The organism is Catenuloplanes nepalensis, from assembly GCF_030811575.1.
Taxonomy (GTDB): Bacteria; Actinomycetota; Actinomycetes; order Mycobacteriales; family Micromonosporaceae; genus Catenuloplanes; species Catenuloplanes nepalensis.
In genome coordinates this window covers 3,791,258-3,809,819 of the sequence record NZ_JAUSRA010000001.1, presented here as the reverse complement: position 1 = coordinate 3,809,819, position 18,562 = coordinate 3,791,258, and the positions used below count along the sequence as shown (strand labels likewise).

Genomic DNA, 18,562 nt, shown 5'->3' with positions numbered 1-18,562 from the left:
GCGGGCTGCGGCACTATGGGAATCATGGGGGTAACTCGCGGCACACCGGCGGCACGGCAGCGGACCACGGCCGTCCTCACCGCCGTGGTCGCGGCCGCAATCGTGATCGGGATCCTGGTGGTGGCGTCGCGCGCGCCCGGCCCGGGGCGGGACTCCCGCGCCTACCCGGCCGACCGGGGCACCATCACGCTGGCCGGGGCGCTCGGGCGGGCACACGTGCGGATTCCGGACTGCCTGGCCGGCACGCTTCGCTACGCCGTACCGGGGCCGTCGCACGACCTCTACCTGATGCTGAACGGCTCCCGCCCCTGCCTCGACCAGTTCACCACGATCAACGCGCTGACCAGCGAGGGTGCGACCGCGGAACTGCCCGCCTGGGCGGTCGACGGCCGCGGCGAGACACTCGGCTGGCGCCTCGACGCAAGCCGCGGCTACACGCTCTACACGGCCCGCCCGGCACCGGACCACACGATCGAAGCCCTGATCCGCGAACTCAGCGACGCCTCCGCCTACCAGGCCTTCGTCCGCGCCACCTGACGTCCGATCCGCCCGATTCGCTTGACTTGTGCGACCCGTGGAAGCAAAGGCAGGGCGGCTTGTTCAGCGGGGCCGGCTCACGCCGCGTCGCCGCAGGCCAGCGCTTGTCGGCGCGCAACGCTACGACGGCCTGGTCCGGGACGTCGTCACCGGGGGCGCGCAGCCGGTTTACCCACGGCGTGCCGTCCGCGTCCGCGCCGGTCAGCTGAACAACCCTCAAGACCTTGAAATCGCTCTTCCCGCTTCCGGCGTGGTCACTTCGGGCATGCTCCCGCGGGCACCGGTCGTCGCTAGCGCTCCTTCCTGCAAGATCCGCGGGCGGCCGGCAAGCCCCGACCCCGCGCTGCGGCTCGCGGCTGCGGGAGGGTGAGGACCCGGTCCGTGAGCTGCGCGGCTCGTGCGTTGGCGGCGGGCGGCAGGGTTGGAGCGAGTGGGCTGAGCGGCACTGGGGCGGAGATCGTGGCGTTGGGGGTGGGCCGATGGGGGCTCAGGTGACTTTCAGGGGGTCGCGTTACGGTCCGGGGGGTGGATGAAGACAGAGCACGGTGGGTGGTCGATCGGCTCAGGGCGCGCGGCGTGCCGGCGCATCTGCAGCTCGCGCGGGCCGGGCAGACGCAGGCCGGGATCCGGGTGAGCCTGCCGGACGGCCGGGAGGCGATCTGGGACACTGACGGGACCGCGGGCCTCGAGGCGCAGGTGCTGCGCAACGGCGTGCTGGTCGGCTTCGTGCCGGTGATCGAGGGCTCGGACCGGTTCACGCCGGACGAGACCGTGGACGCGATCGCGCACATCGACTATGACCAGCCGATCGCGCGGCGGGCGACGACTCCGCCGTCGCACGGGCCGGCGTTGCCGCCGGAGGGCGGGTTCTTCCGCCGGTTGATGGGCGGGTTCCGGTGACATCTTCTCCGTCCTGAAGGATAGGTGGGTCGAGGGCTTGGGGCGTCGGCCGGCGTTCCGGTTGATGGCCGGGTTCCGGTGACGTGGTGACGTCTTCTCCGTCCTGAGGGATGGGTGGATCGAGAGCCGGGGCGTCGGCCGGCGTCCGGTTGATGGGCGGGTCCGGTGATGTCCTCTCCGTCCTGAAGGACAGGTGGGTCGCGGGTCGGCATTCCGGTGGCGGACGTGCGGAAGCCCGCACGTCGGCGACGTGCGGGCCTCTCGATTCCGGGCCCCGCCCTCCTGACCCGAGGGGCGGGGCCCGTCGATCCGGCCGGGCGGTGTGACTCCCGTGCCGGTCGTCCGGGCGCCGCCGCCCATCGTTCCTCGGGCGGCAGGGAAGCCAGGCGCCGGTCAGCGCTGGCCGTGGGTGCGGCGGCGGGAGCGCGGCTCGGTCGCCGCGAGCACTGCCGCCAGCAGCCCGGCCGCGGCCGCGCCGGCCAGCAGCCAGGGCATCCGGCCGTCGGTGCCGGCAGCGGCCAGCCCGAGCGTGACCACGGCGCCGAGGCCGAGCACGGCGGCCAGCACTCGGCGGACCGTGTTCACCGCGCGACCCAGCGCCCGTCGCCCGGCCGCGCCGGACGACCAGACGAACTGGATCACCATCAGCGCGACCGTGGCCAGCGCGATCGCGGCCGCCAGGTGCGCGGTCTCGGTCAGGTTCAGGACCAGGCACGCGTACGTGACGCCGGCGCCGAGCGCGGTGGTCACGCCGACCCGTGCCATCGGCCACCGGGCGTCCGCCGCGCCGTACGAGACGACCGGGACCGTGCCGGTGCCCTGCTGCCAGGACCGGGTGCCGGCCAGCGCCGACCAGTCCGGGCCGCCCGGCCGCATGGTGCCGGTCATCGACGCCGGTCCGCCACGCTGCCACGGCTTGTCGCCCGGGTCCTCGGTCACCAGCTTCGGCATCGGGCGCGGTGGCCGGTACGCCGTCCTGCCCTCGTTCGGGACCGTCTCGCCCTCCAGCACGGTGACGCCGTCGTGGCCCGGCATCACCGGCACGTCCGACTTCAGCGACTCGACGAAGTCGACGAGTTGCTCGCCGCCCGCGGGGGCCTCCGGCTTCGCGGCGGACGGGCCGGCCGGGAGTGCGAGCGCCCGGCCGGTGCCACGACCCCAGGCCCAGCGACGGGCCGGCGCCTTCTCGTCCTCGCCGGCGTCCGCCTTCGCGGCCGACGGGTTCGCACCGGCCGTGCGGAACGGGACCAGCGCGGTCTCCGTCGACACCTCCGGCTCCGCACTGCCCCGCCCGCGGCGGTGCCGCGAGCCCTGGGTCAGCACGGCCGTGGCCTGGAACGCGGGCTCGTCCGGCATCGCCGCGACCGCGGCGCGTGCCAGCTTGTCCGCCTCGGCCCGGTCCTCACCGGCCTCGACCAGCCGCGTCGCGACCAGGTGCTGCCAGTGCGGGTTGCCCGGTTCGGCCTCCAGCGCGGCACGCGCGTTCGCGATCGCCTCCGCGTGCCGGCCGGTCGCGGCCAGCGCGTCGCTGATCACGGCCGAGATCGCGGGGGCGCCCGGCTTCAGCGCGGTTGCGGTCTCGGTCGCCTTCAGCGCGCCGGGGATGTCGTCCAGCGCGATTCGGATCCGGGCCATCAGCAGCCACACGTCCGCGTCGGACGAGAGCCGGGCCATGGCCGGGCTCGCCTCGGCGAGCGCGGAGTGCGCGTCGCCCTGCGCCAGCCGGATCTCGGCGCGGCGCAGCGCGAGCCGGTCCAGCCGGCGACGCTCCTCCAGCTCTGACTCCTCACTCGAGTCCTCGTCGTCGGGGGCCGTCACCTCCTTTTTCACCTCGGCGACCGGCTCCGGCACGGGGGCCTGCCGGATCGGGGGCAGCGGCTTCCGCGTCCGGGCCGGGCCCTCGGGGTCTCCGGCGGCCGTGGCCTTCGCGGGCGTGGCCGGCACGGTGGGCGTCGCGGATGCTGCGAGCACGGTGGCGTCTCCAGCGGCCGTGGAAGCGGCACCCGTGGAGGCGGTATCTGTGGGAGCGGTACCCGTGAAGGCGGTACCTGTGGAGGCGGTACCCGTGGAAGCGGCACCGGTGGAGGCCGCCGCCGTGGCGGGTGCGGCGGCGGCCGGAATGGGAACACCGGCCGTGGTGGGGATGCCCGACGCCGTCGTGGTGATGCCGGCGGGCCCGTCGATGGGCTCGGCGAAGGCGGACCTCACGCCGTCGCCACCGGCCGTGTCCGGCCCGGACGCGTCCGGGCCGGGGCTGGGTACGGTGCGGGCCGGCCCGGTGGGCCTGGCCGCGTCGCCGGCCGGCGTGGCCGGCTCGGCGCCGGGCCGGACCTGGGCGAACGCCCCACCGGCCGGACGGAAGGCCGGCGACGCGCCCGAGCGTCCGGACGGCGTGGCCGGCTCGGTCTCGCTGGGGGACGCCGGACCATGCCCGCCGACACCGTGCCGTGGTGCGGCACCGCCGGCGTCGGGACGGCGCAGCGCGGGCCCGGCCGGGCGGAAAGCGGGCGTGCCGTCGGACGACGGCTGCCATGCCGGCGCGGTCTCCGCGGCGGTCGTGACGTCCGTACCGGACGACGTGGTGACCGCGTCGCGGGTCGTGGCGGCGCGGTGGGTCGAGGGTTTGGTCTCCTCGGCGGTGGCGGACGTGTCCGAGGACGAGCGCCCCCGCTTCGGCGGCCGGTATCCCGTGGCGCCGCCGGTCGTGCCCGTACCGCCGGCCGGCTTCGCCGCGTCCCGTGACCGGTCGCCGCTGGTCGCGGCGCCGCCGCCCGGCCCGGCCGCTCCCGTGCCGGTCGCGGACGGCGTGGCCGTGCGGCCCGCGTCGGTCGCGGACGGCGTGGCCGCCAGTCCCGCGTCGGCGGTGGTGCCGGTCGTGGACGGCGTGGCCACCCACTCCGCACCGGTCGTGGACTGCGTGGCCGCATGTCCGGTGGTGGACGGCGTGGCCGTGTGTCCCGCACCGGTGGTGGACGGCGTGGTCGCATGTCCGGTGGCGGGCGGCGTGGCCGTGCCTTCCGCGCCGGCGGTGGCGCCGGTCGTGGTCGTGCGTCCCGCGTCCGCGGTGGGGCCGGCCGCCGGTGCGGCGTCGCGGCTCGCGAACGGCCTGACCGCGTCCGGTGGCCGGAATCCGGCCGTCGGCAGCTCCCGGCCGGAGAACTCCGGCTCGGAGTCCGCCTCGCCGGCCGTGTCCGCGGCGGGTGCCGCGCCCGTGCCCGGCATGCCGAAGCCCGAGATCAGCGCGTTCGCCGCGTCCATCGCCGACCGGGACGTCAGCGGCATCGCCGGGCTCGCCGGCTGCTGCGCGGCCGTGGGGCCGGCCGGCCCGCCGGTACCGGAGATCAGCGCGTTCGCCGCGTCGATCGAGGCCGGGTCGGGCTTCGGCGCGAACGCCTGCCAGCTGCCGGTCGGCAGCTGGGCACCCTTCTCGCGGCGCGGCAGCGGGTACGAGCCGGACGCGTCCGGGGTCGCCGGACGCGAGGCCTCGTCGACGGCCGCGAGCGGGCCGTTGGCGGGGTGGGGGATGGATGGACCGGGCGGCGGCGGGACCAGACCGGCCGCGCTGACCAGGTCTGCCTCCGCGGATGACGCCGCACCCGGCTGCCCCTGGGGCGGCGGGTCGGGGTCCTGCCGCGCGGGGGTGAAGGATTCCGTGGACATCGGTACGCCTTCCGCGGGTGTGGTCACCGGACGCGCTTACGCCCGGTTGAGGGTTCGAAGCCACGGTCGGCAGGAAGAGGGCGTGTCTGAGCGTTCTGGCAAACCCTCACAGCGCTACGGTCCGCTTCATGGGCGGATCTCGTGGTACGGACCGATCGTGGCCGAGTGCGTGGGCGGGACGGCGTCTTCAAGGGTATTCCGTTCGCCGCGCCACCCGCCGGTGACCTGCGATTTCAGCCTCCGGAACCGGTCGTGTCGTGGGAGGGTGTGCGGGACGCGCTGGAGTTCGGCCCGGCCGTCCCGCAGCCGTCACCGGCGCCCGGCGTGCCGTCGTGCTTCGATCCGGCGCGCGGCGACGATGCTGACGCTGTACGTCTGGTCGCCGGATGGGCCCGTCCGTACGGCTGCCGGCGATGGTCTGGATTCACGGCGGCGGGCGGAGGAGCGGCTGGCCGGGGATGCCGCAGTACGACGGCGCCACGCTCGCGGCGCACGGCGTGGTGGTGGTGACGGTCGCGTACCGGCTGGGGCCCGAGGGTTTCGGGGGGTCCGACAACGGGCTGCGTGACCGGTTCGCGGCGCTTGCGTGGGTGCACCGCAACATCGCGGCGTTCGGCGGGGATCCGGGCGCGGTGACCGTGTTCGGGCAGTCGGCCGGCGCGGCGTCCGCGGTGTGGCTCGCCGCCTACCCTGGTGCGAAGGGTCGTTCGTGTTCGGCAACGGCGACAACCGGTTCGCGGCCCGGCACCTCGGCGCGCCGCCGCCGGAGTCCACGCCGCTGTCGGCCGCGATCCGCGCGTCCTGGACCGGCTTCGCCGCCACCGGTGACCCCGGCTGGCCGCGCTACGAGAAAGCGTCGGCCGGCCCGGTCCGCAGGTGGGACGTCGAGCCGGCCGACATGACCAATCCGTTCGTCAGCTGGTGAACAGCCTGGCCGCGGTGATCCCGGTCTGGATCACGCCGTAGCCGAGCAGCGCCCCGACCAGCAGCCAGGAGATGATCAGCCGGGCGCTCTGGCCGGCCGGCTTCGTCGTACCCTCAGACATCCTTGCCTCCCTCGGTGCCGGCGCCGGCCAGGACCGGGTCGGCCGGCCTGCTCGGCTCGTGATACTTCTCGGACACCGGCCGGACCAGCAGGTTCGCGATGAAGCCGACCGCCAGCACGCCCACCATGGTGAACAGCGCCGGGCGGTAGGCGTCCGCGGTCAGCGTGCCCGGCTTACCCTGCGCGTCCAGGAAGCCGTTGATGATCAGCGGTCCGGCCACGCCCGCGGCCGACCACGCGGTCAGCAGCCGGCCGTGGATCGCACCGACCTGGAACGTGCCGAAGATGTCCCGCAGGTACGCCGGGATGGTCGCGAAGCCGCCGCCGTAGAACGACAGGATCACGCCGGCGAGCAGCACGAACAGCGCGGTGTGCAGGTTGCCGAACGCGGCCAGCGTCGCGTAGAGCACCATGCCCAGGCCGAGGTACAGCATGTAGATCGGCTTGCGGCCGATGATGTCGGACGTGCTCGACCAGAGGAACCGGCCACCCATGTTGAACAGCGACAGGAGTCCGACGAAGCCGCCGGCCGCCGCGACCGCCACCGTGGAGGTGCCGTTCTCCCGGAAGAAGTCCTGGATCATCGGCGAGGCCTGTTCCAGGATGCCGATGCCGGCCGTGACGTTGCAGAACAGCACGATCCAGAGCAGCCAGAACGTCGGCGTCTTGATCGCGTTGGCGGCGGACACGCTCGCGGTGGTGACCAGCGGCTTCGCGGCCACGGTCGACGGGTCCCAGCCCTCCGGCTTCCATCCCTCGCGCGGCACCCGCACGTTGAACACGCCGAACATCATGATCAGGAAGTAGCCGATGCCGAGCGTCAGGAACAGCGAGACCAGCGCGCCGCCGGACGCCACGGACGCGGCGTTGCCCGGGTCGTAGTTCGGGTCGTAGAACGACAGCAGTTGGCGGGACAGCGGGCTGGCGACGAGCGCGCCACCGCCGAAGCCCATGATCGCCATGCCGGTGGCCAGGCCCGGGCGGTCCGGGAACCACTTGATCAGCGTCGACACCGGCGAGATGTAGCCGATGCCCAGGCCGATGCCGCCGATCACGCCGTAGCCGAGGTAGACCAGCCACAGCTGCGTGGTCGCGATGCCGAGCGCGCCGACCAGGAAGCCGGTCGCCCAGAAGCAGGCGGAGACGAACATGGCCTTACGCGGCCCGTTGCGCTCCACCCAGGTGCCGCCGATGGCGGCGGACAGTCCCAGCATCACGATCGCGATGCTGAAGATGACGCCGATCGCGGTCTGCGAGGCGCCGAAGTGGCTGATCAGGGACGTTTTGTACACACTTGTGGCGTACGCCTGCCCGATGCACAGATGCACCGCGAGCGCCGCCGGCGGAATGAGCCACCTGGAATAACCGGGTGGCGCGATGGTGTGCTGGCGGTCGAGTGCGGACAGCAGCGCCATGTTGGTAAAACCTCCCCACATCGGGCGGTATCTCCACGGGAAAGTAGCCCTCTGTCACGGTGTTCGATGTTGAGTGATCGCCGAGCGGTCCCCGGTCTGAGCCGAACGGTAAAAGATCAAAAACTGATAACGGCCTCGGCGGTACGAGGTCAACTTTGAGGCTCCGGCCGGGCTCAGGTGCCTGGCCTCGGCCGGCGGGCCATCGCGGCGAAGTAGGCGTCCTGCGCCGCCCGGAACGCGGTGTTCGCGGCCTCGACCGCGGTGATGTCCGCGACCAGCGCGGCGAGCGCCAGCTCCTGCGCCGGCGTCACCTCACGGACCACGTCCCGGTGCACCGCGTCGGCCGCGAAGTACGCCTCCTCGGCCTGGTCCGCCGCGGCTGCCAGCGCCGGGTTGAGCGCCGGCAGCGCCCGCGCCGCGTCCCACGCCGCACCGGCCTGCTCCACCGCGGCCGCGGCCTCCGCCAGCCGCCGGTAACCGGACGTCACGGTCGCCACCCGCGCCTCCGCCTCCGCCGCGGCCTCGGTGACCAGCTGGCGGTGGACGGCGAACAGCCGTGCGGCCTCATCCTTGAGCTGGTCGTCGTCCACCGGCACCTCCACGGATCGGTCGTTGGCACACGACTGCCCGCCCGCGCCGCCGCCGAAACGATCAGACCGGCACCTGTCCCAGCGCGACCAGCAACGACATCACCCGGTACGCCTCCGCCATGTCGCGTGCGGTGAACGTGACCGTGCGCGCGCCGGGCGCCCGTTCCACGCCCGGGACCAGCGTGGCCAGGTCGACGACGGCTGGCCCATGCAGGTCCATCTCCAGCGCGATCGGCCCGTCGATCCGGAACGGCGCGATCCGCGGCAGCGCGCGGATCGCCTCGGCTGCCGCGGCCCGCAGCCGCTCCCGGGCCACCGCGGGGTGCAGCGTCAGGGCCGCGAGCTGACCGATCGCCTCCTTCACCGGCACGGTCACCGAGCTCGGCGACAGGTCGTGCAGCTCGGCGCAGGCCATCCCGTCCCCGGCGATCAGCGCGACCGGCGCACCGTGCTGCCCGGCCAGCGCCGCGTTCATGCCGATCTCGCCGACCGACCGGCCGTTCAGCCGCACGTCCAGCACGGCACCGCTCATCGTGTGCGCCAGCACCGCGGGCCCGTCCCCGGATCGAGCGTGATAACCCACGAACATCACCGCGGCGGTACGGTCGTCCAGCCCTTCCATCATGCCGAGCGGCCGCGGCCGGCCCCGCACCAGCCGCCCCCGCCGATCCAGCTCCTCCGGCAGAATGCTCCGGAACGGCCCGTGCGCGTCCGCGACCAGCACGTCCGCCTCCGGATCCGCGTCGAACACCCCGTCGATCACCGCGTTCACCTCCGCGGTCATCAGCGCCCGGCCACGCTCGTAGTCGTACTGCCCGGGCAGCAGCTCCGCCTGGTGGACGATCCCGGAGATGCCTTCCATATCGACTGAGATCAAGATCCGCATGTGGTCACCCTATGCCCGCCGCGCCCGGGCGTCCGGGTGCGGCGGGCGGGTCAGGTCAGGTCAGCAGCAGCGCCACCGCCTCCGCCGTGTCCGGGTGCGTGGTGAGCAGCGAGGGCGGCGGGGCGCCGTCCGGGCCGGCCGGTGGCGGTGCCCACTCGCCGTCGCAACCGAGGAGCGAGGCGACCGCGTCGGCCGTGTCCGGCTGGGCCGCGAGCAGCAGACCGGCCGGGCCGCGGCTGGCGCCGGTGCTGACGGCCGCGGCCGTGCGCGGCTTGCGGGGTGGCGCGTTCCACGGGGCGACCCAGGAGTCGACCGCGGGGAGCGTGCCGGGGAAGGTGCGGCCGGCCTCGCGGGTGAGCAGCGGCACCAGCTCGGCGGCCTGGTCCTTGAGCGTCATGATGAGCGTGGGGAGCCAGGGGAGCAGGACCGGGTCAGGGAGGCGGGCGAACGCCTTCGATAGGGTCTCGACCACGAACGGGGCCAGCCGCGGCACCGACTCCAGCGACTGGATGAAACCGGCCACGTACTGCGGGAACGCGGGCACCACCAGCGGGTTGCCGAGCAGGTCGTCGACCCGGGACCGCAGGTCGGCCATGGTCAGCACGCCGAGCTGGTGCAGCGCGGCCCAGAGCAGCGCGATCTTCGCCGGCGCCTCCGGGTGGGACTGGCGGACGGCCAGTTCCAGCTGGGCCCGGTCGCAGCCGAGCGACAGCGCGAGGCTCTCCATGCTGAACAGGAAGCCCAGCATGGCGCCGACCTGCCGGACGCCGGTGTCGTCCGCGACGAACGCGGTCGGCAGCAGCGTGCAGTAGTGCGCGTAGCCGGTTCGGACGAACGACTCCGACCAGGCCGGCAGCGTCGGCGTGGTGGCCCGGTAGTGCGCGAGCAGCCGCCGGATGCGGCGCAGCACGGCCGGTGCCTCGTCGACCGTGCGTTCCGCGGCCAGCAGCTCGACCGCGCGCTGCCCCAGCTCGTCGGTGAGGCGCGGGCTGTCCAGGAACAGCAGCGAGTCCTCGACGGCCTTGAGCGCGGTGGCGGCGGTCGCCTTCGGGTCCCAGGCGGCGCGGCGCAGGCGCTGTTCCAGGACCTGTTCGACGGTGACGCCCTCGTAGCCGAGCTCGATGATGGTTCGCTGGTGGCGGCCCAGGTCGAGGTCCCAGCTCTCCTGGATGTGCTTCTCGCCGAGCTTGCGCGAGCCCATGATCGGGCGGACCGCGTGGTCGGGGAGCAGGTAGCGCAGCATCCACAGCAACTGGGAGGCGGCGGCCAGCTCGGGCCTGGCGGCCAGATCGAGCAGCGCGCGCTGGATGCTGCGCTGCTCGAGGTTGAGGCCGAGCGGGGCCAGCCGGTCGTAGACGTCGCGGGCCAGCGGTGGCAGCGCGTCGTAGCCGACCTGGCCGATCCGGTCCCCGCCGAGCAGGATCTCGCAGAGCCGCCGCACGTCGCGGCGGCCCGGCACGGTGTCCTTCTCGATGCAGGTGACCGCGGCGTCCTGGAAGTCGTACGGCGTCGGCCGCGCCCGCCCGCGCATGCCCGCGAGCAGGATCGACGTCTCGAAGACCGCGATCGCGTCCGCGGTGCTGGCGAGGTAGCCGTTGCGGCGGGCCAGCCGGACGATGTCCACGCACCAGCTGCGCAGCTCCTCCTCGTCCAACCCGTCGAGCGCGGGCGGGCCGGAGAGGTAGCCGGTGAGCTGGTCCTCGACCGGCCCGTCGTCCGAGATCGGCACGGGCAGTTTCGCGGGCTTCCTGCCCTTCTGCCCGGCGAGCTGGAACGGCTTGAGACGCGACCGGCCGAGGTTCTTCTGCCAGGTCGCGGCCGCGATCGAGACGGAGCCGGGCGCGAGCCCGAACTGCGCCTCGATCGCGGAGTGGCTGCTCGGGATCAGACCGTAGAGCCACTTCGTCGCGGTCCGCGGCGTGATGTCGAAGTCGGGCGTGCCCGGCTCCGACCCCACCTCGGCGAGCCGGCTGGCCGCGTGGAACGCGCCGCAGACGTAGAGCCCGTCGGCCCGGTCGATCCCGGAGGCCGCCAGATGCTCGCGGATCCGCGTCCACATGAAGCGCTCGCGGTCCTCGTCGGAGGCGAACCGCCGGGTGCCGGCCGGGGCCAGCCGCCGGAACAAAGAGCCGATCAAGACCATGACCTGCCGGTACGTGTCGTAGTCCGCGCCCGCGAGGGGCTGCTCGACATACTGGTCCCACCATTCCGACCAGTGCCGCACCCGGCCGTGATGCAGCAGGTGCTCCTCCAGCTCCGCGAACCGGGGCCGCAGATCGCCGATTTCCACGCCGACCGCGTCGCCGTGCAGGTCGTCCTCCGCCTCCTGCGGCTGCTCGTGGTCCCCCGAAGCGTCCGGCTGCCACTGGAACACGTGGTCGGTGGAGCGGTCGACCAGCACCAGCTCCACGCCGGGCGTCTCCAGCGCGTACGAGATCGCCTGGTACTCCGCCGACGCCTCGGTGATCGGCGCGATCACCGAGAGCGGCGCGGACTCCTTCGGGAACCCGTCCAACTCGGACGCGAACGACTGCAGCGCCACCGGCAGCCGGCAGTTGCGCAGCTCGGTCAGCAACGGCGCCATGTCCTCGCACAGCTCCAGGTAGATCACCTTCGGCTGTTTCTCCCGGAGGCGGCGCACCATCGCCAGCGCGGAGGCCGGGGAGTGGTGACAGACCGGGAAGATCTCGAGCGGCTCACGGAGAGCGTGATCCACGTCGTCGACGATTCCGCTGAGGATGTCCGGCAGCGTGGCCGGGCCGTCCGAGAGGGTTTCGGCGGCGCCGAGCAGCTGCGTCCGGAGGGCATCGAACGGCCCGCTCACGACAGGGTGGCGATCGCCTGACGACCGCCCTCCAGGAAGCCGGTCCACTCGCCGCCCGCGTCCTTGCTGCGCGGCTCGATCACGCCGTGCCAGTACTTGTTCAGGATCGCCAGGTCCTCCGGGCTGCGCCGGGCGAGGGAGCCGACCAGCGAGGACGCGAGCGTCGCCGAGGTCAGCGACGCGGCGCCGAAGAAGTTGCTGTGCAGGATCGCGTCCTCCAGCACGCCGATCTGCTCGGCCGTGGACAGCGCGGACTCCAGGCGCTCGTCGTCGCTGGTCGCGGACGACGCGGCGGCGCGCAGGTCGGCGAACGACTGCAGCAGCACGTCCAGCAGCGTCGGCGGGACCTCCAGCTCGATGTTGTGCCGGCGCAGCAGTTCCTCGGTGCGGAACCGGACGATCTCCGCCTCGCTCTTCTTGTTCGTCACCACCGGGATGCGCACGAAGTTGAAGCGCCGCTTGAGCGCGGACGACAGGTCGTTGACGCCCCGGTCCCGGCTGTTCGCGGTCGCGATGATGGAGAAGCCGGGCTTGGCGAAGACGATGTTGTCCTCGTCCAGCTCCGGAATCGACACGTACTTCTCGGACAGGATCGAGATCAGCGCGTCCTGCACGTCGCTGGTCGAGCGGGTCAGCTCCTCGAACCGGCCGATCACGCCGCCCTCCATCGCGGTCATGATCGGCGACGGGATCATCGACTGCCGGGACTGGCCCTTCGCGATCACCATCGAGACGTTCCACGAATATTTGATGTGGTCCTCGGTGGTGCCCGCGGTGCCCTGCACGACCAGCGTCGAGTTGCGGCTGATCGCGGCGGAGAGCAGCTCGGCCAGCCAGCTCTTGCCGGTGCCCGGGTCGCCGATCAGCAGCAGCCCGCGGTCGGACGCGAGCGTGACGATCGCGCGCTCGACGAAGCTGCGGTCGCCGAACCACTTCTGCGCGATCTCCCGGTCCAGGCCGTCGGCGCGCTCGGATCCGAGGATGAACAGGCGCACCATCTTAGGGCTCAGCCGCCAGGAGAACGGCTTCGGGCCGTCGTCGATCGACTCCAGCCAGTCCAGCTCGTCGGCGTACTTCGCCTCGGCCGGGGCGCGCAGCAGCTCGTTGCTCATGTCTATCTGCTCCTTGAGGTCTTAAACGAGGAAGTTCTTGAGCTCGTGGACGAGCTTCTTGATCCGGCCGGAGAGCACCGGGGTGCCCTGATCCTTGAACCGCTGCCGGAACCACGGGTTGACGGACTGCTGGCCGCCGCTGCTCACCGACCCGACCGGGATGAACCGGGCGCCGGACCGGTGGATCGCGGAGAACCCGTCCCAGCACTCCTGCTCGCGCCACTCGTAGAAGTCGGAGATCCAGACGACCACGGTGTTGCGCGGGTCGACGATCTTCGGGCGGGTCAGCTCCAGCGCGGCCGTGCCGTCCGTGCCGCCGCCGAGCTGGGTGCGCAGCAGCACCTCGAACGGGTCGTGCACCCACGTGGTCAGGTCCAGCGCGCGCGTGTCGTACGCGATGAGATGCACGTCGACCTTGGGCAGGCCCGCGAAGATCGAGGCGAGGATGGTGCAGTTGACCATCGCGTCGACCATCGAGCCGGACTGGTCGACCACCACGACCAGCCGGGCCGGCTCGACGCGCTTGGCGGTCTGCTTGTAGTAGAGCCGGTCGACGTAGAGACGCTCGTCCTCCGGGCTCCAGTTCGGCAGGTTCTTCCAGATCGTCCGGTCGATGTCCAGGTTGCGGAACACCCGCTTCGGCGGGATCGACCGGTCGATCGTGCCCGTGCTGGCCTGCGCGACCTGCGTGCGCAACACCTGCGCGACCTCGTCGACGAACCGCTTGATCAGCGCCTTCGCGTTCGCCAGCGCCACGCCGTCGAGGTTGTCCTTGTCGCGCAGCAGTTGCTCGATCAGCGACATGCTCGGCGTGAGCTTCTTCGCCAGCCGCGGGTCGGCGAGCACCTCGCGCAGCCGCATCCGCTTGATCAGGTCAGCTTCGATGGCGGCCAGCGCCGGGCCGAGGTTGACGTTAAAGCCGCTGCCGGGCGTGTTTCCGGCCGCCGTGCCGCCGGGGAAGCCGCTGCCGGGCCCGCCGTCGCCGCCCGCCCCGGTCGCCGCGGCCCGGCCGCGCAGCGCGCCCGGCTCGCAGCCGAGTGCCCGCTCGAACCAGCCAGCGTCGGACTGCCAGCGGGCCAGCTGCTCCGCCGTGACGTTGCCGCCGCCGGTCGCGAACACGTTGAGCAGCAGCTTCGACACCAGCGCGGCGCGGCGGACCTCGCGGTCGCGGCCGTCGTCGTCCGGCGTCATCAGTCCGTCGATCTCGGCCTCCAGGTGCGGGTAGCGCTGCACCACGTTGTCGATCGAGACGGACGGTTCGAGCAGCAGCGCGGGCAGGCCGAGGTCGTCGACGATCGCCACGCTCGCGGACTCGAGGGTGGCCTGCTCCTCCGGGTCGAACAGCCGGGCGAGGAGGCGCCAGTAGAGGACCTGACGCCGGTTCTCGGACGCCGAGGGCGGCCCTGGCACGGCCGCGCCGGCCGGATCGGGCTGGGTGGGGACGCTCATTTGCGCAGCAGCCTTCCCGCACGCTCGCGCAGCACGTCGACCGCGGTGCCGGCCGTCGCCTCCGCCTTCGCGGCCTTCGCCTCGGTCGGGCCGAGCGCCCACTCGCCGGAATGCACGGTGACCTGCTTCTTCTTCACGGTCGCCTGCACCGCGAGCGGCTGCACCGACCAGCGGCCGTCCCACCGGAGCAGGCCCAGGCACGCGGTCGAGCCGTCGACCAGTGCGGGCGTCAGCGGACCGGCTGCGGGCAGCCGGTCGTAGTCGACCGCGACCATGACCCCACCACCCAGATCGAAACCCTCCAGCAGTACGGGCGTGGTGAGCATCGCCGGGTGCCGGTCCAGCGGCGGCACCGCGGGCAGCGTCGCGGCTCCCAGCCGTACCCTCGCGGTGGTGATCGGGTCTGCGGCGTCGCCGGACGTGGCCCTCGCCTCGTCCCAGATCAGGTCGCCGGCCGGGGTCAGCGCCATGCCGTCGATCTCGGCTGAGGTGCCCCCGGTGACCATGGCGCGGAAGACCGGGAAGCCGGCCAGCATGCGCCACACGGACGGCCCGGTGATCGTGTCGACCTTCGCGGCCGCGACACCGGTCCGGACCACCCGCACCTCGCCGCCGGTCTCCAGCAGCGCGTGCACCTGCGCCTGGAACACGGTCGGGTGCTCGTGCAGGTCGACGCCGAGGTAGAGCAGCCGGCCGCTGACCGGGGCGGCCTCGAACGCGGGGTAGTCGTCCTGGCTGAGCAGCAGCGCGCGGGTCCACAGATCGGCCCAGCGGCGCACCGGAATCCGGTCGAGCGTGGCGACCGGCGCGGCCGCGCGCAGCTCACCGGCGAACCCGTCGAGCAGCACCGCGAGCCGCCGCTGCGCCGGGTCGGCCAGGAGTGCCGCGACGGCCTGCCCACCGGCCGCGGCCAGCTCGTGGTCGACGCCATGCCAGCCGGCGATGGCCAGCTCACGCAGCCAGGAGCGGCCGCCGGCGAGCAGGCCTGGCGTCGTTTCCGGTGTGGTCGCCGCCCACGGCTGGCGGGTGCGGCCCAGCGCGGTGTCGACCGAGGTCAGCAGCGCGTCGTGGACCGCGCCGAGCAGCGCGGTGCGGGCACCGGCCAGCGCGATCAGGTGCTCGTCCGTCACCGAACCCGCGATGATCTTTCCGACGGAGTCGGCGACCCGGTCCGCGAGCGGCGACCCGGCGAACGCGGCCGCGAGATCCTCGAGCGCGGCCGTGCGGTCCTCGTCGAGCCGGGCGAGACCGTGCACGAGCGCGTCGTCCAGGCCGTCGACCAGCGCGAGCGTCTCGCCGACACCGGCCGGCGTCGTGCGCAGCGCATCCGCCAGCATCAGCGCACCGCCCCGGCCGCCGGAAACCACTGCAGCTCCGGCAGCGGATCGGTGCTCGCCGGCACCTCCAGGTAGCTCAGGTGGCGCAGGAAGCTGGCGAACACCTCGGCCGCCCGGTTCGGCGCGGTCGTCGTGGTCAGCGCGGACATCACGCTCGCGCCCTCGGCCACCTCGACCCGCAGATAGCGGGCGACGCGCTCGACACCGTATTGCAGCTCGGCCTCCGCGACCAGCGCCTGAATGTGCTTGCAGGCCCACGACCCGCCGGACAGCCCGCCGCACGGCCGGTTGTTGTTGGTGTTGCAGCTCAGCCCGTGCTCAACCGCGGTCACCGACGACACGTAGACGCGCTCGATGTCCGACCCGCTGGACACCACCCCCTGCAGCCGCCCCTCCGCCAGCTCCACGAACGGCACCTTCGCCAGCTTCCGCGGCCGTGCCGGCGCGACGACGGGCGCTGCGCTGCGCCGCTCGTAGGCGACGCCATCGCTTGTCACAACCAGTCCTCCTCACGAACAAGTGCCCGTAGTTGTATAGGACCCGTGCGACAAAAACCGGTGAGCAGGCGTTCTGGCATGATTCCCGGTCATGTGGGAGAGGACTGACACCGGCTTCTGGCGGCATGCCCCGTCCGGCGTGCTGTTCCGCGAGGTGCCGGCCGGCACGTTCCGGATGGGCCTGTCCGAGGCGGAGGAGGCGACACTGGCCGGCCTCGAGTTCGAAGAGGGCGGCCTGACGGCCGAAGATCTGAGGCAGATGCGGCCGGTACGCGAGGTGCGCGTCGACGCTTTCCTGATGGCGTGGCACCCGCTCACGGTCGCGCAGGTGCGGCACTGGCTGCCGGATTACGACGATGAGTACGCGGGCGACGACGACCACCGGGTCGCGCGCCTGGAGTGGCCGGACGAGCTGCTGGAGGCGCTGCCGTTCCGGCTGCCGACCGAGGCCGAGTGGGAGTATGCGGCGCGCGCCGGCACCACCACGCTGTGGCATCGCGGCGACATGCGGCCCGGCGAGGACGCGGTGCTGGACTCCTTCGGCGACCCGGCGGTGACCACCGCGTCGGAGAATCCGTTCGGCCTGGCCGCGATGGGCGCGACGGGGGACCTGTGCGCCGATGTGTATGTCGACGGTTACGCGGACGCCCCCACCGACGCCCGCCCACGCCACGCCGAGGACGCGGAGCGCGTGGTCCGCGGCGGCGCGGCGGACCTGTACCCGTGGCAGGGCGTCGACGAGTGGCTGATGCTGCTGCCGACGACCCGCTACGAGTTCGGCGAGTTCGCCTCCATCAGGCCCGTCGCACCCCTGCCGTAGGGTGCTCGCCATGACGGTGGTGGAGATCTTTACCGACGGCGCCTGCCGCGGGAACCCCGGGCCGGGCGGCTGGGGTGCGCTGCTGCGGTACGGCGCTCACGAGCGTGAGCTGTGCGGCGGCGAGGCGGGGGAGACCACCAACAACCGGATGGAGCTGATGGCGCCGATCTCCGCTCTGGAGACGCTGACCCGCCCGGCCGAGGTGCACATCCACACGGACAGCACCTACGTCCGCAACGGCATCACCAGCTGGATCAAGGGCTGGAAACGCAACGGCTGGCAGACGAAGGACAAGAAGCCGGTCAAGAACGCGGACCTGTGGCAGCGCCTCGACGAGGCCTGCAAACGCCACACGATCGAGTGGCACTGGGTCAAGGGCCACGCCGGCCACGTGGAGAACGAGCGCGCCGACCGCCTCGCGGCCAAGGGCCTGGAGGAGGCGGTCGCCAACGACCACCGGGCCGACCCGGCTCCCGCGCGGGCCGGGGCCGAGCTGTTCTAGGCGTCCATCGAGGCGCCGCGGTCGCGCGCAGCGTGGCGAGCCGGTCGCGGGCCACGGTGAGTTCGCCGATGGTGCGCTGGATGCGGTCGTGCTCACCCCGGCCTGCCGTGCGACCTCACCGATGCGCATCTGAAATCCGGGCTTGAATGTGACACCAATGTGAGGTTCTCGCGTAGGCGTCATGCAGATCAAGGGAGCCACCGCGCTCGTCACCGGAGCCAACCGCGGCATCGGCCGCCACCTCGCCGCCCAGCTCGTCGGGCGCGGCGCGAAGGTCTATGCGGCGGCCCGCCGGCCCGAGACCGTCGACTTCGACGGAGTCGTGCCGATCGCGCTCGACATCACGGACACCGCTGCGGTCGAGACCGCCGCCCGTACCGCCGGCGATGTTGATTTGTTGGTCAACAACACCGGGATCAACACCTTCACGCCGCTGCTCGGCGACCTCGACCGCATCCATGCGGACATGAACACGAACTTGTGGGGGACGCTCTCGATGGTGCGGGGCTTCGCGCCCGTCCTGGCCGCCAACGGCGGCGGGGCGGTCGTCACCATCGCCTCCGGGACATCCTGGATGGCGATGCCCGACGCGGGCACGGACGCCGTCAGCAAGGCGGCGGTCTGGAACATGAGCAACGGCCTGCGCTGGGAACTCGCCGGCCAGGGCACGTCGGTCATCTCGGTCCATCTGGGCTGCGCCGACACCGGCATGGGCGACGGCCCGCTGGAGAAGGGCGACCCGCCCGACGTGGCTCGCGCAACGCTCGACGGCATCGAACGCGACGACTGGGAGGTCATCGTCGACGACCAGGCGGCGCTGGTCAAGGAGTGGCTCTCCAAGGACCCGAAGGCCGTCTACGCCCTGGTGTCTCAGCTCATCGGCGCTTGAACCCCCGCGCTTCGTCCGCTGTCAGAAGATGCGGGAGTGGGCGCGACCGCCGAGCTCGACGGAGTAGGCCGTGTCGATGATTCATCGACCGGGCCTACT

The 18,562-nt window shown here is 72.8% G+C and carries 17 protein-coding genes; 7 read left to right on the top strand and 10 right to left on the bottom strand.

Going from position 1 to position 18,562, the window contains the following annotated elements; genetic code table 11:
• Positions 1–24 precede the first annotated feature (24 nt).
• Both J2S43_RS16275 and J2S43_RS16270 read left to right on the top strand, forming a co-directional pair.
• Complete coding sequence (locus J2S43_RS16275; protein ID WP_306830030.1) at positions 25–537, top strand: hypothetical protein; 513 nt, start codon at positions 25–27, stop codon at positions 535–537.
• 525 nt (positions 538–1,062) lie between these two features.
• Positions 1,063–1,437, top strand: coding sequence for a hypothetical protein (locus J2S43_RS16270; protein ID WP_306830028.1), 375 nt, complete (start codon positions 1,063–1,065; stop codon positions 1,435–1,437).
• A 393-nt stretch (positions 1,438–1,830) separates the two neighbouring features.
• Here the strand turns inward: J2S43_RS16270 and J2S43_RS16265 are convergent, their stop codons facing one another.
• Positions 1,831–5,097: a hypothetical protein gene (locus J2S43_RS16265; protein WP_306830026.1), complete on the bottom strand. Its 3,267-nt coding sequence runs from the start codon at positions 5,095–5,097 to the stop codon at positions 1,831–1,833.
• Between the two features lie 141 nt (positions 5,098–5,238).
• Here J2S43_RS16265 and J2S43_RS16260 point away from each other — a divergent pair, with 141 nt between their 5' ends.
• Positions 5,239–5,607: a carboxylesterase family protein gene (locus J2S43_RS16260; protein ID WP_306830024.1), complete on the top strand. Its 369-nt coding sequence runs from the start codon at positions 5,239–5,241 to the stop codon at positions 5,605–5,607.
• A complete protein-coding gene (locus J2S43_RS16255) occupies positions 5,502–5,999 on the top strand; it encodes a carboxylesterase family protein (RefSeq protein WP_370881761.1) in 498 nt (165 codons plus the stop codon). The genes J2S43_RS16260 and J2S43_RS16255 overlap by 106 nt, the downstream gene beginning before the upstream one ends.
• A 12-nt stretch (positions 6,000–6,011) precedes the next feature.
• Here the strand turns inward: J2S43_RS16255 and J2S43_RS16250 are convergent, their stop codons facing one another.
• From J2S43_RS16250 to J2S43_RS16210, 9 genes are all read right to left on the bottom strand, one after another.
• Positions 6,012–6,143 carry an MFS transporter small subunit gene (locus J2S43_RS16250; protein ID WP_306830020.1) on the bottom strand — a complete coding sequence of 44 codons (132 nt, stop codon included), beginning with the start codon at positions 6,141–6,143 and terminating at the stop codon, positions 6,012–6,014.
• Positions 6,136–7,557: an OFA family MFS transporter gene (locus tag J2S43_RS16245; RefSeq protein WP_370881630.1), complete on the bottom strand. Its 1,422-nt coding sequence runs from the start codon at positions 7,555–7,557 to the stop codon at positions 6,136–6,138. Before J2S43_RS16245 ends, J2S43_RS16250 begins: the two co-directional genes overlap by 8 nt.
• A 173-nt stretch (positions 7,558–7,730) precedes the next feature.
• Positions 7,731–8,147, bottom strand: a complete 417-nt coding sequence (locus tag J2S43_RS16240; RefSeq protein ID WP_306830018.1) for a hypothetical protein — start codon at positions 8,145–8,147, stop codon at positions 7,731–7,733.
• Between the two features lie 61 nt (positions 8,148–8,208).
• The gene (locus J2S43_RS16235; protein ID WP_306830016.1) at positions 8,209–9,033 is read right to left on the bottom strand and encodes a M55 family metallopeptidase; all 825 of its coding nucleotides are present in this window, start codon (positions 9,031–9,033) and stop codon (positions 8,209–8,211) included.
• Between the two features lie 55 nt (positions 9,034–9,088).
• On the bottom strand, positions 9,089–11,857 hold the full coding sequence (locus tag J2S43_RS16230; protein ID WP_306830014.1) for a DUF5682 family protein: 2,769 nt from the start codon (positions 11,855–11,857) through the stop codon (positions 9,089–9,091).
• Entirely contained in the window at positions 11,854–12,969 is a 1,116-nt protein-coding gene (locus J2S43_RS16225) for an ATP-binding protein (RefSeq protein ID WP_306830011.1), read from the bottom strand. Before J2S43_RS16225 ends, J2S43_RS16230 begins: the two co-directional genes overlap by 4 nt.
• 21 nt (positions 12,970–12,990) lie before the next feature.
• The gene (locus J2S43_RS16220) at positions 12,991–14,418 is read right to left on the bottom strand and encodes a vWA domain-containing protein (RefSeq protein WP_306830009.1); all 1,428 of its coding nucleotides are present in this window, start codon (positions 14,416–14,418) and stop codon (positions 12,991–12,993) included.
• Positions 14,415–15,755, bottom strand: coding sequence for a hypothetical protein (locus tag J2S43_RS16215; RefSeq protein WP_306830007.1), 1,341 nt, complete (start codon positions 15,753–15,755; stop codon positions 14,415–14,417). Before J2S43_RS16215 ends, J2S43_RS16220 begins: the two co-directional genes overlap by 4 nt.
• Complete coding sequence (locus J2S43_RS16210; protein WP_306830005.1) at positions 15,755–16,252, bottom strand: hypothetical protein; 498 nt, start codon at positions 16,250–16,252, stop codon at positions 15,755–15,757. The genes J2S43_RS16215 and J2S43_RS16210 overlap by 1 nt, the downstream gene beginning before the upstream one ends.
• Before the next feature lie 91 nt (positions 16,253–16,343).
• Here J2S43_RS16210 and J2S43_RS16205 point away from each other — a divergent pair, with 91 nt between their 5' ends.
• The 3 genes from J2S43_RS16205 (at position 16,344) to J2S43_RS16195 (ending at position 18,463) form a co-directional block, all read left to right on the top strand.
• Positions 16,344–17,072, top strand: a complete 729-nt coding sequence (locus tag J2S43_RS16205) for a formylglycine-generating enzyme family protein (RefSeq protein ID WP_306830003.1) — start codon at positions 16,344–16,346, stop codon at positions 17,070–17,072.
• A gap of 10 nt (positions 17,073–17,082) precedes the next feature.
• A complete protein-coding gene (rnhA, locus tag J2S43_RS16200) occupies positions 17,083–17,574 on the top strand; it encodes a ribonuclease HI (protein ID WP_306830001.1) in 492 nt (163 codons plus the stop codon).
• A 181-nt stretch (positions 17,575–17,755) separates the two neighbouring features.
• Positions 17,756–18,463, top strand: a complete 708-nt coding sequence (locus J2S43_RS16195; protein ID WP_306829999.1) for an SDR family oxidoreductase — start codon at positions 17,756–17,758, stop codon at positions 18,461–18,463.
• Positions 18,464–18,562 lie beyond the last annotated feature (99 nt).

Excerpts from the sequence above, each read along its gene's own strand:
- J2S43_RS16275 (WP_306830030.1), top strand. The coding sequence starts at position 25 with ATGGGGGTAACTCGCGGCACACCGGCGGCACGGCAGCGGACCACGGCC.
- J2S43_RS16265 (WP_306830026.1), bottom strand. The coding sequence starts at position 5,097 with ATGTCCACGGAATCCTTCACCCCCGCGCGGCAGGACCCCGACCCGCCG.
- J2S43_RS16250 (WP_306830020.1), bottom strand. The coding sequence starts at position 6,143 with ATGTCTGAGGGTACGACGAAGCCGGCCGGCCAGAGCGCCCGGCTGATC.
- J2S43_RS16245 (WP_370881630.1), bottom strand. The coding sequence starts at position 7,557 with ATGGCGCTGCTGTCCGCACTCGACCGCCAGCACACCATCGCGCCACCC.
- J2S43_RS16235 (WP_306830016.1), bottom strand. The coding sequence starts at position 9,033 with ATGCGGATCTTGATCTCAGTCGATATGGAAGGCATCTCCGGGATCGTC.
- J2S43_RS16225 (WP_306830011.1), bottom strand. The coding sequence starts at position 12,969 with ATGAGCAACGAGCTGCTGCGCGCCCCGGCCGAGGCGAAGTACGCCGAC.
- J2S43_RS16220 (WP_306830009.1), bottom strand. The coding sequence starts at position 14,418 with ATGAGCGTCCCCACCCAGCCCGATCCGGCCGGCGCGGCCGTGCCAGGG.
- J2S43_RS16215 (WP_306830007.1), bottom strand. The coding sequence starts at position 15,755 with ATGCTGGCGGATGCGCTGCGCACGACGCCGGCCGGTGTCGGCGAGACG.
- J2S43_RS16205 (WP_306830003.1), top strand. The coding sequence starts at position 16,344 with ATGTGGGAGAGGACTGACACCGGCTTCTGGCGGCATGCCCCGTCCGGC.
- rnhA (WP_306830001.1), top strand. The coding sequence starts at position 17,083 with ATGACGGTGGTGGAGATCTTTACCGACGGCGCCTGCCGCGGGAACCCC.
- J2S43_RS16195 (WP_306829999.1), top strand. The coding sequence starts at position 17,756 with ATGCAGATCAAGGGAGCCACCGCGCTCGTCACCGGAGCCAACCGCGGC.